The following is a 17,316-nucleotide window of genomic DNA, read 5'->3' as shown; positions in this document are numbered from 1 at the left end:
TATCTAAAGGGGTGTTTTTGTGTAGAAAAGAAAAAGAACATCTAAAATCGATAAGTGGATTAAAGAGGGACGAGGAACGGGTAGATGGAGAATCCAGTAATATTAATTGTTATAGTTGCAATTTTTCTCATTATATATCACTTTTTAACAAGAAATCGAAAGAAGCTATAGCCATTAATGCTATTTTGGCCCAAACTACTAACACTGTTTTGGCAAAAATATGGACCATGAAACCAAGTTATCTTGTCACATCTATGGCAATTCAGGATAGTGTATTGGAGGGGGATAGTTATTTTATTGCCGAAATTAAATCCTTAAAAAGGATAATTAGACTTAGTAAAGAAAAGAAACCGAAAATCTCATTTATTGACGAGATTTTGAAAGGAACAAATACGATTGAAAGAATTTCAGCATCAGCTACAATCGTGGAATGGCTATCTGTAAATCAAGGCATGACTATCATTGTTGCACATGATATTGAGCTTACAGAAATTGCAGGTGAGTTGTATAGCAATTATCATTTCAGGGAAACGATTGAAAATGGAAAAGTATTATTTGATTATAAAGTTCATGACGGACCTTCAATGACAAGGAACGCCATTAAACTGTTGGAGGTTCTTGCATATCCTGAAAGTGTAACTACCCAGGCGAATCAATTGGCACAGCATTTCACTGAAGTACGTGAATGGCAAAAGATCAGCAAAAATTTGAAACAATCAAGTTGTGGAAGGTTACGGCAATAAAATGATCAAACTTTTTTAATAAAAAATGTACACTAATTCATAAGAAAAGAATCCATTTTTTGTCTTTTTTATTTGTTTGTATGGAATTTATTGGGGGTAAATTTGCTCGTTATGAGTAAGATAGATAAAATACAAGACTTCGCTAATTCAAACAGCAGTTATCTCAAATAAATCATGATAATGAATATAATTATTTAAGAGCTTTTGATAATTATATCAAACACATAAAGACTATAATAGTATCAAATTTTTGAAATTTAGAGAGGGATGTTACTTGAAAAGAAGTGTATTATATATTGAAGATAATGAGAAAATAGGCAGTTGGGTAAAAGAAGAATTGGAACAGCGAGGGTTTTCAGTTCAATGGCTGCTTTCAGGTGAAGGAGCCGAAAGAGAAGTAAATCAGCATGAATTAGTTATTTTGGATATCATGCTACCCGGGTTAGACGGATTTACTGTGGGAAAACGATTAAAGAAGGCAGCTCCTGCCGTTCCTATATTGCTGTTATCTGCTCGAACATCGATAGAAGATAAAGTAGATGGTTTAAAATTTGCTGATGACTATTTAACGAAACCCTTCCATACGGATGAATTAGTTGCAAGATTAGAAGTATTAATCCGTCGAAGTGGTGGAACACATTCCGAGCGCATTTCATTAGGAAATGATATTGAAGTAGATCCAGAAGTTCAAATGGTATACGACAAACGCACAGGTGAAGAAATTATATTAACAGGTAAACAACATCAAATATTAATGTACTTCTTACGCCATCCTAATCAGGTTTTACCCAAAGAACAAATCTATGAAGCCATTTGGCAAGAAGCTTATATTACTGGTGATAAAACAATAATGGTGCATATCCATCGATTGCGTCAAAAGTTGGAACGTCATCCAGATTCCCCAGGAATTATTGAAACGTTGAAGGGAATAGGCTATCGGGTGAAACTATGAAACAGAATAGATCATTATTTCGTCGTTTTCTAAAAGTGCATTTTCTATTTATCTTTTTTCCTCTTCTTGTGCTTATTTTCTTCACTTCGTTCGTTCCTGTTAGCAATGAAAAAGAAATGAATATGTTAAATCTGTTTTACTTTACCGTACTTTTGTTTGGTTTTATTATTGTCGCATTTGTTGTAATATCTTGGCTGTTCTTCTTGAGACTTCGTAAACGTCTCACCCGCTTACAGGAAGTCATGTCATTTTCAGCTAATAATAATTCATTTCCTAAACCAATATCTGTTCAAACGGATCGTATGGATGAAATAGACCAGTTAGGAAGTTCTTTTAATTGGATGATTCAGCAGCTTGAAGACAGTAGAAGGCGAGAATATGAAGAGGAATTATTACGCCATCGACTCATCGCGAATTTATCTCACGACTTACGAACGCCACTTACCATTTTGAGAGGACGTATCACCAGATTAAATAAAGAATCAATGAGTTTTGAAGGGCAAGACTCATTAGCGGAGATGAACCATACGATTACAAGAGTCGGAGATCTAATGGATGATTTACTTTCCTATACATTGCTTACATCAGGGAAACATCCTTTTCATCCCACTTCAACAGATATTGTACGATTAGTAAGAGCATCTGTCGCTGAGTGGTATCCTGCATTTGAAGAAAAAGAAATTCAGTTAGATGTTGATTTACCGACAGAGAAGACTTTTTATTGGGAAGCAGATCCTAAATGGATGACACGAGTTCTGGATAATTTATTTCAGAATATTCATCGCCATGCAGCAGAGGGAAAATATACAAACATTGTGGTTGATGTAGAAAAAGAACAGATCATTGTTGCAGACAGAGGTCCAGGTATGGATAACTCTTCCTATGAGGGTGGGGCGGGGATTGGTTTATCGGCTTCAAATTATATGTTGAAAAAAATGAAGCTGAAAGCTGACTTTACATCAAATGAAAATGGTACAAGAGTAGCTATTGGTAGAGCTTAACCTAAAGTTAACCCAGAAGTAAACAACAAGATAACCGAGATGTAACTTTGCTTTTTTATAATTAGAACCATAACAGAAAGGGAGTGTTGTGGTTGCTTACAATTAATAACTTAGTCAAACATCGCGGAACTCAAGAAATCTTATCAGGTATCAGTTTTAAAGCTAGACCAGGTAGAGTAACTGGTTTTTTAGGTCCAAATGGGGCAGGGAAAAGTTCAACACTTCGCATCCTGCTTGGATTAGATCGTGCCACCTCAGGGAGTGCACTAATTAATGGAAAGCCATTTGCAGAATTACATAATCCTCTAGCAACCGTAGGTGCCGCACTTGATGGATTTGGAGCTCATCGTATGCGAACAGGACGAGCACATTTGCGTTGGATTGCTCGTGCCTCAGGATTATCTCGCTCACGTGTCGAGGAAGTTCTGGAAATAGTAGGTCTTACGAATGTAGCTGGTAAAAGAATTGGGAATTATTCCCTGGGTATGGGGAGAAGACTTGGAATGGCAGCGGCACTACTTGGGGATCCAAAAATATTGGTTTTAGATGAACCTGTAAACGGGCTCGACCCAGAAGGAATTCGGTGGATTCGGACATTTTTACGTGAACGCGCTGAGTCTGGAAACACGGTGTTACTATCCAGTCATCTAATGGGAGAGCTTGAAGAGACTGTTGATGATGTGGTGATTATTAATCATGGAAAAATCGTTGCAAATGGAACATTGAAAGAAGTAATAGGGAATCATTCCACGCTGGAGGAAGCCTTTTTTGCCCTGACATCTGAAAATGCAGGTGATGTTGTATGAGAGCATTCAACGCAGAACTATCTAAATTGTTCTCCCTGCCGGGTATTTGGCTTGCCTTTCTTATTGGAGCAATTGCCCCAGCGGTCATTGCTGCCTTGGACAGTACAGCACAAAAAGAGGAGATTATAGCTGGAGTTAGCACACGTCTATCGGAAGTTGGCTATATTGGTTTAGGTCTTGGTGTGCAAGGTGTCATTATTCTTGGTGTGCTTGCTGTCAGCAGTGAGTATTTGACAGAGAGCAGTGAATCTGGTGGAGGGAATCAGATTACAACGAGTTTAACCGTTGTTTCATCCCGTTTCCACTTTTTGCTGGCAAAAGCAAGTGCAGTGACAGTGATCAGCATACTGCTTTCCATTGTTGCTATTCTAACAACTGTGTCAGCAACAAATCTTATTCTTGGTGAATACGCCCCTGCATTTGAAGCATCTAGACTGATCGGCGCGGTTTGTTACTGGATATTTACTGCTCTTTTAGCATTTGGGATTACGGTTCTAACTAAGAATGGCATTATCCCGCTTGCTGTGCTCATGATAAATTCATCTGTTGTGACAGTCTCTTACCTCCTTACTAAGGTTACAAAATTAGCGTTTTACTTACCAGATAAGGCTGGCTCTGACATGTTTATGTTTACGAGCGACAGTTTTCACACCCCATTCACAGGTGGTTTAATCATGTTTGCTTGGGTAGCTGTTCTTTTCATTGTCGCAGCCATTGTATTCCATAGGAGGGACGTTACATCATGAGTGTCTCTTCTAGTAGAAAGATAACACTAATCCTTGGTGCTGAACTGGAAAAATTAGTTACATTACCATTGGTATGGCTCACTCTTATGGGGACATTCATTCTAAATTTAGTTTTAGCAGCAGCTTTTACTTCTGCTGGTCTACAAGGGGCAGCAGGAACGCAAAGTATACTGAAAATAGGACTTGCTTCTATGGGATATCTTCAAGCAGGGTTCATTATTCTAGGTATCTTAGCTACTTGTTCAGAGTATACGGGTGGACAGATTCGAACTACTTTAACTACGATCCCTTGGCGTGAGTTTCAACTATCCACGAAGCATTTAGCTTTGGCAATTGTAACCATTCCTATGGCGTTTATTATTGCTGCATCAGGTGTACTATATGCTTTTATTATGATGAGAGACACAGCATTAGTGATTGAAATAGACGCTATGATAAAAACTTTAGTAGGTGCAACCGGCTATCTAACATTAACCACCCTTCTCAGTGCAGCTGTAGGTGCTTTACTCAGACGAACCACCCCTGCTTTAGTGGTCCTGCTTGGTTATTACTTCATTGTCAGTCCATTGGCGAGAGATTTATTACCTCGTATTAAAAATTATTTTCCGGATACGGCAGGATCTTATATGTATATGCCGCCTTCTTCTAATGAAATAAATGCACTTTCACCAATGCAAGGGACAGGTATTTTAATAGTATGGACACTGATTTTTATTACAGTAGCTATTGTATTTTACCGTAAACGAGATGCCTAAGTTTAGGGTTTCATCATTGAGATAAAATAAGGAAATGAATTATAGAGATGGAGAAACAATCTTCCTTCCTTTCATTAGATTTCTTACTGCCATTTGCCAACGAAGTTAAATAGTCTTGAACCTCTAAGATCTATTAGTAATTTAAAATATCTCGGTTTATCGAATATTAAAGTTTTAGACGAATCTTTGGAGCCGATTTCAGGGATAAAAGGGCTTCAAGAGTTAGATATCTCAAATCAATTTTCAACTGAAGAATACGCAAGATTGTCTGTTAACCTTCCTAATACTAAGTGCAGTCATTTTCAACCATATATAAAACTAACAAGCCCTTTAGACGATAAAGACGTGATGGTTGTAGGTAAGCGAAAACCCTTTTTAAATTCGAAAGTTGATGTAAAGAGGTTACAAAAATACGAAGAGCATTTTAAAGTATTACAAAGAAATTATATATAGCAGTTGTTCAACGGGTGCTTTAGTTTAGTAAGAATTAAACAACTTTATTAATGATTTTTAAGTACAAAGACCTTTTAAATGTATAGAAATTAAATAACTTTAAAGAGCCTTACTACACACTAAATTGTAGCAAGGCTATTATATTTTTATAACAAAATTAAACAAATTTATTATCGGTTTACAGCTTTGATTTTAGATTTGACGAATGGTTTGTTAAGAGGCGTAACACCAATAATGAAGTGGATTTAATTGTTGGATGTGCTGAATTGAAAAATGGGTTAGAACCCCATGAGTTTTATAGAATATTTGATGTAAAAGCATGTTCATATCTGGATTACATAAAATATCAAGCTGAGTTCAATAATAGGACTCAGAAAATATCAATGAACTTTTATGCTATGGAAGGTCAAATAGTAGCTTACGATAATAAGGATCTCAAGTGATTACGCATTCATAAAAATTTCCGTAATCGGGCACGATTTGTGGAACAACTTAGATAGGAAATGATCAATTTTTTATAAAAATTGAACAATACTTCACAAAGAAAGAGCCCATTTTGATCTTTTTTTCAAAATAGGTACTTCTTATTTATCTTAAAATACGGGTTTGTGAGGTATTTTTGATCAAACTTTCTTTCATATCAACATCTATCTCGTCAAAAGACGGATAGGCACTTTGTTTATCTTCATTTAGACAAACGCTAGCTACGGAAGTATCCTACCTTTGAGGGGGGCCTAAGCACAAAGCCGATTCCGGACGCAATTATGCCGAGGCATAATTGATTGCCGTCCGTTAAGACAGAGGCTCTTACTTGACGTATTCAGTTATTACAATATTTCAATATATCCTTCTGTTCCGTGTACGCGAATTTGTTGCCCGTCTTCTATCAGTTTGATGGCATTTTCCACCCCAACAACTGCTGGTAAGCCATATTCACGCGCGATAACTGCTCCATGGGTCATCAGTCCACCAACTTCGGTGACTAGACCTTTTATGGATACAAACAATGGTGTCCAGCTAGGGTCGGTAAAGGACGTGACTAATATATCTCCATCTTCTAAATCAGCATCTTCTATGTTTAAGATGACACGAGCCCGTCCCTCTATAACTCCGGAAGAAACCGGGAGCCCTACTATAGCTTTGGCTGGGAGATTTTCTCGTTTGTATTCACCTACAATGATTTCACCATCAGACGTGATAACACGTGGGGGAGTAAGTTTTTTATATAATTTGTACTCGTCTTTTCGTTCGCTGATGATCTGGTAATCTAGTTTATTGGTGTGTACGATTTCGCGAAGTTCTTCAAAAGTGAGATAGTATAAATCTTCTTTTTCATGAATAACGTTGGCTTGTACGAGTTGTTCGGCTTCTTTCAGTAAAGCCTGCTTATAAACGAAGTAGCGATTAATCATGCCGTATTTGGGATATTCACGATAGCCGATGAAATTCCGAATTAGGTCGATCATTCGTTTTGTTTCTTTGGCTTTTTGTTCACCATCTGGTAATTGCTTCAATCGCTCTAATAATCCTTGTTCTTTTTTCAAAGCTTCCTGTCGCCCTTGCTCAAATTTTCGAGTGCTGGCATTAGGCTGTAAGTTTTTGATATTGTTAAGAATCATGGGGACAAGTGTAATTGGTTTTTCACTCCAACGAGTTTTCGTAATATCGATTTCTCCAGCACAGCGCATTCCGTATTTGTTGAGAAAAACATGGAAAGCGTCTCTAACTTCCTGTCCACCATCAAACTTAACTAGTTCATCCAAAAAGTTATCATCTTTTGCGTGTTGTAAATATGCAATTACTTCTGGATAAGGACGAATCACATCTGCGACATCCAAAAGTGCTAGACCCATTTCCGAAGTAATATTGTTTGGTACAGATTGAGAAAGCGTGTCTGCTACGTTTTTTTCACCTAACCATTCGTTCATTTTTTCATTGATCCATATTGAAGCATTTATAGCAGCCATAAATACAGCAGAACTTTGTGGGTCAGATAAAAACTTCTTTAATTCCTGAATATCTTCTAGAATAAAATCAAATACATCTATTCCTGATTTCGTTTGGATGTTTTGTTTTAACTCTTCTATGGATGTTTGACTACGCTTAATTAATTCAGAAACGATTGATGGATTGTTTTCGATTTGTGCTAGCGTATCCGTATTGCCTCTGTTGGGACTCGGTGCTTTAATATCATTAGGTAACGATTTTATAAAATCTCCACGCTCAATGATGTTCATGAGTGCGTCTTTCATGAGCGGATCGTGTTGTCCCATAGCATTTAATAAATTGTTTCTACTGACCGGTGAAGCCAGTTGATGCGTGACATCAACAAACAACCTTCCGCCTGCTTTACGCATGGGCGCAGAAGTCGTTAACAGGAAAAAAGATAGTCCCAATGGTTTCATGGGATCGGTCATCATTTGTTGATGACCGACAGATATATAGACGTGGTTTTCTTGATTATTCGCCTTAGGGATGGGGAAAAGAGTCGTGATTGGGCGACTCTGGACAATATAAAATGTATCATCAACCAAACACCATTCGATATCTTGTGGGCAACCAAAATAAGCTTCGATCTGTCTTCCGATGCGTGCTAGTTGTAAAATCTGTTGATCGGTAAGTGTTTGTGTCTTTTGCTGATTCGAATCGATCTGTTGTGTCTCTGTTCCTCCTCCTTTTTGGCCATAGATAGCTAATTTCTTGGTCGCTATCATTTTATCGACGATTTTATCTTCCTGTACTTTATAACAATCGGCAGAGACCAAGCCGGAGACCAGTGCTTCTCCGAGTCCAAAACTGGCATTGATTGATAGTAGCTTTCGGTTAGAAGTAATCGGATCAGCGGTAAATAAAATCCCTGATGCCTGTGGGAAAACCATCCGTTGTATGATAACGGATAAATACACTTGACTGTGGTCAAATCCATTTTGCATACGGTAGATTACCGCGCGATCCGTAAATAGGGAAGCCCAACATTTGCGAATATGCTGCAAGATGGCTTCTTTGCCGATGATATTTAAATAGGTGTCTTGTTGACCAGCAAAAGAGGCATGAGGTAAATCTTCAGCAGTCGCACTAGAACGCACTGCGTAAGCGTGGCCACCACCAAGCTGAGAGAGTTTGTGAGCAACTGCTTTTACAACATCGGAAGGAATTTCTACTTCCATAATGATTTGTCGAATCTTCCTGCTGACTTCACCAACTTGATCTCGATCCTCTGCTTTTAGCGTTGAGAGTTGGTCCAACAATACTTGAAACGTTTCGTTTTGTTCGATGGCTTTTTGATAACCCACCGTTGTAACACAAAATCCCTCTGGTACTTGTATTCCTTCGATTTTTGATAATTCCCCTAAATTGGACCCTTTTCCACCAACGAGCAAAAGCTGTGTTTTATCCATTTTCTGAAAACCAAGAACTAAAGAACTCATTCTGCATCACTCCTAACCATTTTATTGAGAAAAAATATTTGACAAGGGCTTACCAGTGCGATATAATTAAATTATAAAATAGGATTATTATGCGCATTTGATAGATAGCAAATGTAATATAATTATATCTTCGTGTCTGTTTTTGTGCAATAGTAAAGAACTTGGTAAAAATATCCAAGTTTTTTCTTGATTTCCCTCTTCCGCTAATCACATCAAAAACCTGATTTAATCCGGCTCAATACATAGTTAATCCCGGCATGCCTAAGATACTTTTTAACTCTTCAGCGGTATTTTCTTTCCTATTTCGCTAAATTAATTCCTTCACGTTGAGGTATTCGAATTAGATCACGTCTAACGGATTTACTCTACCCATAACCGTCATTAAAAATTGCCTATACGGATTATCTTGTCACAAACGGGTGTTTATGTTGAATTAGGCTTAAGCAATGTTCTTCAACAAAACCACATAATAAAAATAATATGTTATTCCATTAAAGGGCGCAGGTAGAAAATGATCAAACTTTTTTATAAAACCGATAATTAAATTTTCTGGATAAGAATCCATTTTGATCAGTCTTTTTTCGAAATGGATTCTTTTTATTTATCGTAAAATACTGGTTGTGGGGTATTTTTGATCGAACTTTATTTCAAAGTAACCATCTATCTCGTTAACAAGACGGATAGGCACTTTTTTTATCTTCATTTAGACAAACCCTAGCTACGGAAGTCTCCCACCTTTGAGAGGGGAGATGGGTCCCTGTTATTGCAACGTAAGATGCGGAGTCAGAATGGAAATTTAAATTTTTTTAGTAGGATTTTCAGGAAATCTCTCGAAATATCTAAGTATAAAGGGGGAGAGTGTATGTCAAGTTTACCAATTATAGTAGCGCCGATGTTTTTAGTTTCTAACCCTAAGATGGTTATTGAAGCTAGTAGAGCAGGGGCTATCGGTTCATTTCCGTTATTAAATGCAAGACCAGCTTCAGTTTGTGCTGAGTGGCTTGAAGAAATAAAAGAGGCACTACCGACTGAGCAATGGGCAGTTAACTTAATATGTCATCCTGTAGCGAATACACGATTTGAGGAAGATTTACAGTTAATTGAACAATTCCAGCCACCGATTGTCATTACATCACTCGGTAATCCAAAGAGAGTTATAGACATTGTGCACGGTTATGGAGGAAAGGTCTATGCAGATGTTGCGAACGTCAAGCATGCAGAAAAGTCTGCTGCCATAGGTGTAGACGGACTAATTCTTGTTTGTGCGGGTGCTGGTGGGCATGGCGGGCAACTGAACCCATTTGGCTTTGTATCTGCGGTAAAGAAATTCTTTACGGGGACAATCATTTTATCAGGCTCCATCTCTAGCGGTGCAGAAGTATTAGCTACTCAAATAATGGGAGCAGACTATGCTTATATGGGTACTCGCTTTTTAGCTTGTGATGAAGGAAATGCACCTGAGGAGTACAAAAATATGGTGATTGACAGTGATACCTCTGATATTTTATATACCGATGCTTTTAGCGGTGTCCATGTGAATGTGTTAATTCCATCCTTATTGAAGGAAGGTATTGATCCTGCAACATTGAAGCCAAGAGAGGACATTGATTTAACACATCTCGTGAATGTCAAGGCATGGCGAGATATTTGGTCAGCAGGTCATGGTATCACAAATGTTATCAAGCGAGAATCGATTCGTGAAATACTCATGACATTGCAAGAGGAATACGAGCAGGCAAAGCAACATGTAGTGTCTGTACAACCGTAATAAAAATAGGGGCAGTCCAAGATGATGAGTTATCAGATGGACTTGCCCCTTAATTTTTAATCATGATTCAAAGTAGCTGCGATTTCTGGTTGTTGCTCAACTTGAAGCAGCATATTGAAGGATGCGATGGCTACTTCTACTTGGTCGTCTTTAGGCTCACGTGTTGTCAGTAATTGTAGCCATAAGCCTGGATAGCCAAGGAAGCGTAATACGGGAATATTACGGCACGCATTTGTAGCTTGAAGTACTTCAAATGATATCCCAAGAACAACTGGAATTAATAGAATACGGTCTAAAATACGTAACCAAAGCGGATCAGTTGGCACGAAGAAATATAAAAACATGCCGACAAACACAGTGAACAGCATAAAACTACTACCGCAACGATAGTGTAAGCGTGATTGTGCTTGTACATTTTCCACTGTTATATCCATACCAGCTTCATAGCAATTGATCACTTTATGTTCTGCACCATGATATTGGAATACTCGTTTAATAAGTGGCGTTAAAGATATAAAATATAGATAGGTAAGTAGTAAAAGTAGCTTAATGCCACTTTCAAGTAAAATTTGGCCAGTTTTGCCCTCTATCCATTTAGAGAAAAAATCCGCAATAAATACTGGAATTAATGTAAAGGCAAATTTACTAAATAAAAAGGTAAGAATACCTACAACTGCAACCCCTAAAATCATTTGCAGTCTCGAGCCTTCCTCTTTATGATCTTCTTCTTCGCCAGGTGTAACGTCGTAACGGTCCCCTGAAAATTGCATATGGCGAGAGCCTAAACCAGCTGATTCAATCAGCGCTACTACGCCTCGTACCAATGGAATTTTTTTTAACTTTTGTAAAATAGGATTTTGAACTTTTTTAAAATGATAATAATCAATGGAATCATCGTTACGGCGAATAGCAGTAATTGTATGTTCCTTTCCTCCGAACATTACACCCTCTAATTGTGCTTGTCCCCCGTAAACAGGTGAATTGCTCAAGGCTAACACCACTCTCTTTATATATTTCAACTGTACCATTGTACTAAATTTAGTGAAAAACCTCTATAGTTACGCATAGTAAAATTTCTATATGGCTACACTAATCGTACAATTTAGGAAATGATTAACGTTAGAAAATAAAATCGTGGTACAAGTTAGGAGGATTTTGCTTGAAAGTAGCTAGTATAACATCGCTCGTCAGTGCACTTGTTTTAGCGTTGTGTTTAAAGGGGCTTCAATACTTTCATCTCATTAAATGGAATCCAATAGGTTTTTATAAGAAGTGGGATTTATTCGAAGGCAGCTCAAAACTATTTCAATGGAGCTTTTTCATCCTAGTTATATTCATGATTGGATTTTTACTATACATTACGTTGAGATATGTTTATATTATCCCAGCTGTGCTATCTTCTTTTTTGCTCGGCCTTTTTTTGTCCATCACATTAGAATGGATTGTTCTTGATTTGCCTTTACAATCTTCTTCCTTTAAAAAACTATCGATTCCTTTCATGGTCATTGTTATTTGTCTATTACGTTTCTTGCTTGAAACTGCAAATTTTCATCAGAAGGAGCACTCAGCACAAAAAGGAAATTAGTTGCTGTATGCGCCTTGTATGATAAAATAATGGCAAGTACATAGAAAGAGGCGAATATGCGTGAAGTTATTATGTTTGAATGGACCTAATTTAAATCGACTAGGTAAGCGAGAGCCACATATTTATGGTTATGAGACATTGGAAGATGTGAAAAACAATGTTCAGAATCTTGCGGCGTCTTTAGGTGCCACTGTCGAGTTTCGTCAATCTAATCATGAAGGGGTACTTGTTGATTGGGTGCATGAGGCAGAGGACGAAAAATATGATGGTATTATCTTTAATCCCGGTGCATATACCCATACAAGCATAGCTTTACATGATGCAATTGCAGGAATTTCTGTGCCGGTTATAGAAGTACATATTTCAAATATCCATAAACGTGAGGCTTTCCGTCATCATTCTTATCTCGCCCCGGCATGCCTTGGTCAAATCTCTGGACTAGGTACGAAAGGCTATGAACTGGCACTACGCACATTTATTGAGAGGGAGAATTGATTATGTTGAAATTACAAAAGCTACGTAAGACACTTCAGGAACAAAATCTCGATGGCATTTTAATTACGAACGGATACAACCGTCGTTATATGACTGGTTTTACAGGGACAGCGGGCGTAGCAATCGTGTCTCAAAATGATGCTGTGTTTATCACGGATTTTCGTTACACAGAGCAAGCAGCCGCGCAAGTCCAAGATTTCCGAATTGTCAAGCATGAGGCAACGATCATTGAAGAAATTGCAACACAAGTAAAAAATATGGGTATCAAATTATTGGGCTTTGAGAAAGATACTGTTAGCTATGGCACATATGAGCTATATAAAAATAAAATTCAAGCAGATTTAGTACCGATTTCTGGGCTAATTGAAAAAATTCGCTTGATTAAGACGCAACAAGAGATTAATATTATTAAGGTTGCGTGTGAAATTGCTGATCACGCATTTACACATATCTTAAACTTCATCAAGCCGGGTAAAACAGAGCTTGAGGTTTCGAATGAATTAGAATTTTTCATGCGTAAACAAGGAGCAACTCAGTCCTCGTTTGATACAATTGTTGCGTCTGGTCTTCGTTCAGCTTTACCACATGGCGTAGCAACGAATAAAGTGATTGAAAAAGGCGATTTTGTCACATTAGACTATGGCGCACTGTACAATGGCTATATCTCGGATATTACACGTACTGTGGCAGTTGGCGAGCCATCTGAAAAATTAGTGGATATGTACAACGCAGTACTTGCTTCCCAGCTTTTAGCACTTGAAAAGGTTGGTCCTGGCTTAACAGGGATTCAAGCAGATGCGATTGCACGTAACTACTTAACAGAAAAAGGCTATGGCGAGGCATTTGGTCATTCATTAGGACACGGAATTGGTCTTGAAGTACATGAAGGCCCTGGCTTATCAATGCGTTCAGAAGCGATTCTAGAGCCAGGTATGGCCGTAACGATTGAACCAGGTGTGTATTTACCAGGAATCGGTGGTGTACGTATCGAGGACGATATTTTAATCACAGAGACAGGTAATGAACTGCTAACTCATTCGTCAAAACAACTTATTATTTTATAAACTATGGAGGAACACAAATGATTTCAGTAAACGATTTCCGTACAGGTCTAACAATTGTTGTAGATGGCCAATTATATCGCGTGTTAGATTTCCAACACGTTAAACCAGGTAAAGGTGCTGCGTTCGTGCGTTCTAAATTACGTAACCTACGTAACGGTTCAGTAAATGAAAAAACTTTCCGTGCTGGTGAGAAAGTTGAAAAAGCACAAATTGATAACCGTAAAATGCAATACCTTTATGCACAAGGTGACGAGCATGTTTTCATGGACTTAGAATCATATGAGCAAACTGAACTTGCTTCAGCTGCTATTGAATATGAATTAAAATTCCTAAAAGAAAACATGGAAGTGCATATCCAATCATACCAAAGCGAAATGTTAGGTGTTGAATTACCAAACACTGTAACGCTAGAAGTAACAGAAACAGAGCCTGGTATTAAAGGTGATACAGCTTCTGGTGGTACAAAACCAGCAACTCTTGAAACGGGTCTTATTGTACAAGTGCCATTCTTCGTAAACCAAGGTGACAAGTTAATCATCAATACAGAAGAAGCTTCTTACGTTTCTCGTGCGTAATGAATAAAAATATTCCAGCCTACTCTTTTCTCACAAAAGGGTAGGTTTTTATTTATACATATACAGCTAAAGTAGAGATAGCAGCCTTTTTTATTAGTATAAAAATTTGTTTCTATCATTTAATATGTGGTCATAATTGGAAGATTTGTTTACAATAACAGTAAGGAGTGAATGCTATGTTACAAACAACTTTAGAGATACCCTATCCAATAATACAGGCACCAATGGCTGGTGTAACTACGCCAAAATTTGTGGCTGCCTGTGCGGAGGAAGGTATTTTAGGCTCGATTGGAGCGGGTTATTTAGATGGGGAGCAAACAAAAAGCTTTATTCAGGAAGTTAAAAAGCTAACGAAAAAACCGTTTGCGATTAATTTATTTGTACAAGAAGAACCACGTATTGATGTCGATGTTCTTCAAAAAGCTCGAATGGCTTTACAACCGTTTTATGATGAACTTGGACTTTCGCCAGTACAAAGTGTCATGTCCAAGGAAGTATTTGAAGAACAAGTACAAGCTGTTCTTGATGAAAATGTAGCCATCTGTTCCTTTACATTTGGTATTCCTTCAGCAGATGTCATTCATCGTTTAAAGGACAACAAAGTTTATGTTATTGGTACAGCTACTACATTAGAGGAAGCAATTCGTGTAGAACAAGCAGGGATGCAAGCTGTTGTTCTACAGGGTGGCGAAGCCGGTGGTCATCGTGGTTCCTTCACTGAACCTATGCAATTAATTAATTTGCATGATTTACTTCAGCAAGTGGTAGGACAAATTTCTATACCGATTATTGCTGCTGGAGGCATTGTCACAAAGGAAGATGTAAGCAAAGCACTAGCAATGGGCGCACAAGCGGTTCAAATTGGTACAGCCTTTCTAGTAGCAGATGAGTGTGAAATTTCACCTCTCTATAAAAATGCCTTGCTTCAATCAGAAGCACAACAGACGACGATTACTCGTGCTTTTTCGGGTAAGCCAGCAAGAGGCTTAGCAAATGGTTTTACGGAACGTATGAAGGATGCTATTGTAGCACCTTACCCATTGCAAAATGATCTAACTACAACTATTCGTAAAGAAGGCGCAAAACAGGGCAAAGCCGAATATTTATCGATGTGGATGGGCGAAAAGAGCTATTTAGTGGAACAACCAGGTACCATCAAAAGCATCATTGAAAAGTTACTTTAACTTCTTTCGGCAAATTTACTTCCTCTATATGTGGGGAGAGAATGTGAATTTTAAGGTACTTTTCAAAGGTGTCTAACATCTGCTGAAAGAAGTTAAGCTTCCGGACGTAATTAAACCGAGGCATCATTAATTTCATAAAAATACGAAGATCTCTATACGTATGTATGGAGGTCTTTTTTTTGTGGAAGCAACATATATTGCTGTACACGAGGGGGCGTATGAAATGGAATTACAAGACGTATTAAGAGTCGCGGGAGTGGGACTAGTAGTTGCGCTTCTTCATGTCTTCTTTGATCAAACAGGAAAGAAAGAATTTTCATTTTTCCTATTTTTCATTGCCTATTTATATATGACAGCGGAATTACTGCGATTTTTACGTCTATTTTTTAGTGAGATCCTTACATTCTTTCAATGGCTGACCTCATCAGGGTAGGTAAATGGAAATTGTCATCGTTGCTGTTGTCATGTTGCTTTTATTATTGCTTATAAAAGAAGTCATACAGCCACTCCATGCGCTAATTAGTGTTATGTTTTCGTTTTTGCTATTCGGTATGTTGTTTTCGACACTCTTATTGCCATTCATCAAGCAATTACTTGAGACGTTAGCTTTTTTACCTTATGCAAAAGCCATTGTGGTGAGTGCTAGCCTTTTTTATATTGGGCAATGGGTGTCGATGTTACTGGTAGAACAAAATTATAAAGTACTCGGGCATATCGTCTATGATGGGGTCAAAATTGTTATTTTGTTGTACTGGTTTAAGGAATTTTTGGCTGTTTTACAGGAGGTGTCGGCCATTTTACAACGGCTAAACTAAGGGGCGAAGACATTGCTAGAGCAAATATTTTCGTTTTTAACTGATCCATTCTTTCTATTGCTGAAGATGACGCTTATTTTGTGTGGCTACGTCATTATTATTTTGATTGTCAATATGATATTACCAGAATTCGAAAAAGGGACAAGGATACTTTTTTTTCTTATAGTCCTTGCAACAATAGGACCCGTCGTTGTGAGTTCATTTAAATTAATAGATGAAATCGCACAGGGACTTGCTCATATATTTACTGCATTTTATCCCATTCTTACTTCAAGCTTTCTTTTATCAAGTAGTATTACAGCGATTGCTTCTTGGCAGCCTTTTTTACTTTTTTTTGTACAAGTATTAACGATTATTAGTAGTAAATGGCTTATTCCGGGAGTGCTATTTGCTATTGTTTTTGATGTTTGCAGTGTCATTGTTAAAGAGATTTCGTTTACTAGAATTGCTGAATTGATTCGTTTTACCATTATGAGCATCGTCTCGGCATCGGTTATTTGTTACATCATTTTAATGTCGGCGAGTGGTGTTGCGGCTTTTAGTGTCAACGCCGCTGTTGCAGAGCCTGTGAAAAAATTAATAGAGGAAAATATCCCAGTTGTTGGTTCCTTTATAGTAGATAGTTTTTCAATGTTCCAGCATATGACACAATTTTCTTCTTCTATTAGTAGTATTACTGCGTTTATAGCGGTTATTACCGTGTCGTTCATTCCTACAGTGCAGCTTGTTGTCAGTGCCTATTCGTTGAAAATGTTAGCTGCTATTTTAGAGCCAATCGCCTTTGATGATATTTGTAGACTACTAGATCATGTTAGTAAATCTCTATTTACATTATGTGCTGTATCATTTCTAATTGCTTTTTCATTTATGTTTTCTTGTTTATTCCTCATCGTTTTTGTGCAAGTTATGGCTGGGGGGAGATAAATTGATTCTTTTATTGGCAATT

General features: G+C 37.7%; 17 protein-coding genes and 1 pseudogene. 16 read left to right on the top strand and 2 right to left on the bottom strand.

What is annotated here, in order from left to right; translation table 11 throughout:
- The first annotated feature begins 17 nt into the window (after positions 1-17).
- The 7 genes and pseudogenes from ACFXN8_RS10165 to ACFXN8_RS10135 all read left to right on the top strand — a co-directional run.
- Positions 18-743 carry a MutS-related protein gene (locus ACFXN8_RS10165; protein WP_376074075.1) on the top strand — a complete coding sequence of 242 codons (726 nt, stop codon included), beginning with the start codon at positions 18-20 and terminating at the stop codon, positions 741-743.
- A gap of 274 nt (positions 744-1,017) precedes the next feature.
- Entirely contained in the window at positions 1,018-1,695 is a 678-nt protein-coding gene (locus ACFXN8_RS10160) for a response regulator transcription factor (protein ID WP_283871620.1), read from the top strand.
- Positions 1,692-2,696, top strand: a complete 1,005-nt coding sequence (locus ACFXN8_RS10155; protein WP_376074076.1) for a sensor histidine kinase — start codon at positions 1,692-1,694, stop codon at positions 2,694-2,696. Before ACFXN8_RS10160 ends, ACFXN8_RS10155 begins: the two co-directional genes overlap by 4 nt.
- A 92-nt stretch (positions 2,697-2,788) precedes the next feature.
- The gene (locus ACFXN8_RS10150; protein WP_386844788.1) at positions 2,789-3,502 is read left to right on the top strand and encodes an ABC transporter ATP-binding protein; all 714 of its coding nucleotides are present in this window, start codon (positions 2,789-2,791) and stop codon (positions 3,500-3,502) included.
- Entirely contained in the window at positions 3,499-4,248 is a 750-nt protein-coding gene (locus ACFXN8_RS10145) for an ABC transporter permease (protein WP_376074078.1), read from the top strand. Before ACFXN8_RS10150 ends, ACFXN8_RS10145 begins: the two co-directional genes overlap by 4 nt.
- Positions 4,245-5,003 (top strand): ABC transporter permease, encoded by a 759-nt coding sequence (locus ACFXN8_RS10140; RefSeq protein ID WP_386844785.1) that lies wholly within the window; start codon positions 4,245-4,247, stop codon positions 5,001-5,003. The genes ACFXN8_RS10145 and ACFXN8_RS10140 overlap by 4 nt, the downstream gene beginning before the upstream one ends.
- Positions 5,004-5,108: 105 nt before the next feature.
- Positions 5,109-5,456, top strand: a pseudogene (locus tag ACFXN8_RS10135) (leucine-rich repeat domain-containing protein); the annotation flags it as partial.
- An 827-nt stretch (positions 5,457-6,283) separates the two neighbouring features.
- Here the strand turns inward: ACFXN8_RS10135 and ppsA are convergent.
- Positions 6,284-8,884 carry a phosphoenolpyruvate synthase gene (gene ppsA, locus ACFXN8_RS10130; protein ID WP_386844783.1) on the bottom strand — a complete coding sequence of 867 codons (2,601 nt, stop codon included), beginning with the start codon at positions 8,882-8,884 and terminating at the stop codon, positions 6,284-6,286.
- Between the two features lie 862 nt (positions 8,885-9,746).
- On the opposite strand from ppsA, the gene ACFXN8_RS10125 reads away from it, so the two are divergent.
- Complete coding sequence (locus ACFXN8_RS10125) at positions 9,747-10,652, top strand: NAD(P)H-dependent flavin oxidoreductase (protein WP_386844781.1); 906 nt, start codon at positions 9,747-9,749, stop codon at positions 10,650-10,652.
- 56 nt (positions 10,653-10,708) lie between these two features.
- On the opposite strand, the gene ACFXN8_RS10120 is transcribed toward ACFXN8_RS10125, so the two are convergent.
- Positions 10,709-11,641 carry a DUF1385 domain-containing protein gene (locus ACFXN8_RS10120; RefSeq protein ID WP_386844779.1) on the bottom strand — a complete coding sequence of 311 codons (933 nt, stop codon included), beginning with the start codon at positions 11,639-11,641 and terminating at the stop codon, positions 10,709-10,711.
- Positions 11,642-11,811: 170 nt separating this feature from the next.
- On the opposite strand from ACFXN8_RS10120, the gene ACFXN8_RS10115 reads away from it, so the two are divergent.
- The 8 genes from ACFXN8_RS10115 (at position 11,812) to ACFXN8_RS10080 (ending at position 17,294) form a co-directional block, all read left to right on the top strand.
- Positions 11,812-12,237: a hypothetical protein gene (locus ACFXN8_RS10115; RefSeq protein ID WP_386844777.1), complete on the top strand. Its 426-nt coding sequence runs from the start codon at positions 11,812-11,814 to the stop codon at positions 12,235-12,237.
- A 60-nt stretch (positions 12,238-12,297) separates the two neighbouring features.
- Positions 12,298-12,732, top strand: coding sequence for a type II 3-dehydroquinate dehydratase (aroQ, locus tag ACFXN8_RS10110; protein ID WP_053483682.1), 435 nt, complete (start codon positions 12,298-12,300; stop codon positions 12,730-12,732).
- A gap of 2 nt (positions 12,733-12,734) precedes the next feature.
- Positions 12,735-13,796 carry a M24 family metallopeptidase gene (locus ACFXN8_RS10105; protein ID WP_376074085.1) on the top strand — a complete coding sequence of 354 codons (1,062 nt, stop codon included), beginning with the start codon at positions 12,735-12,737 and terminating at the stop codon, positions 13,794-13,796.
- A gap of 17 nt (positions 13,797-13,813) precedes the next feature.
- Positions 13,814-14,371, top strand: a complete 558-nt coding sequence (efp, locus tag ACFXN8_RS10100; RefSeq protein WP_376074086.1) for an elongation factor P — start codon at positions 13,814-13,816, stop codon at positions 14,369-14,371.
- Positions 14,372-14,547: 176 nt separating this feature from the next.
- Complete coding sequence (locus tag ACFXN8_RS10095; RefSeq protein WP_386844774.1) at positions 14,548-15,555, top strand: NAD(P)H-dependent flavin oxidoreductase; 1,008 nt, start codon at positions 14,548-14,550, stop codon at positions 15,553-15,555.
- A gap of 223 nt (positions 15,556-15,778) precedes the next feature.
- A complete protein-coding gene (locus ACFXN8_RS10090; protein WP_285400502.1) occupies positions 15,779-15,988 on the top strand; it encodes a stage III sporulation protein AC in 210 nt (69 codons plus the stop codon).
- A 4-nt stretch (positions 15,989-15,992) separates the two neighbouring features.
- Positions 15,993-16,370 (top strand): hypothetical protein, encoded by a 378-nt coding sequence (locus ACFXN8_RS10085; RefSeq protein WP_079561815.1) that lies wholly within the window; start codon positions 15,993-15,995, stop codon positions 16,368-16,370.
- 12 nt (positions 16,371-16,382) lie between these two features.
- Positions 16,383-17,294, top strand: a complete 912-nt coding sequence (locus ACFXN8_RS10080) for a stage III sporulation protein AE (protein WP_376074088.1) — start codon at positions 16,383-16,385, stop codon at positions 17,292-17,294.
- Positions 17,295-17,316 lie beyond the last annotated feature (22 nt).

The sequence above is a fragment of the Lysinibacillus sp. NPDC059133 genome, assembly GCF_042755925.1.
Classification (GTDB): Bacteria; Bacillota; Bacilli; order Bacillales_A; family Planococcaceae; genus Lysinibacillus.
Note: the sequence above shows the minus strand (reverse complement) of the source record. Positions and strands in the feature narration are given on the sequence as shown.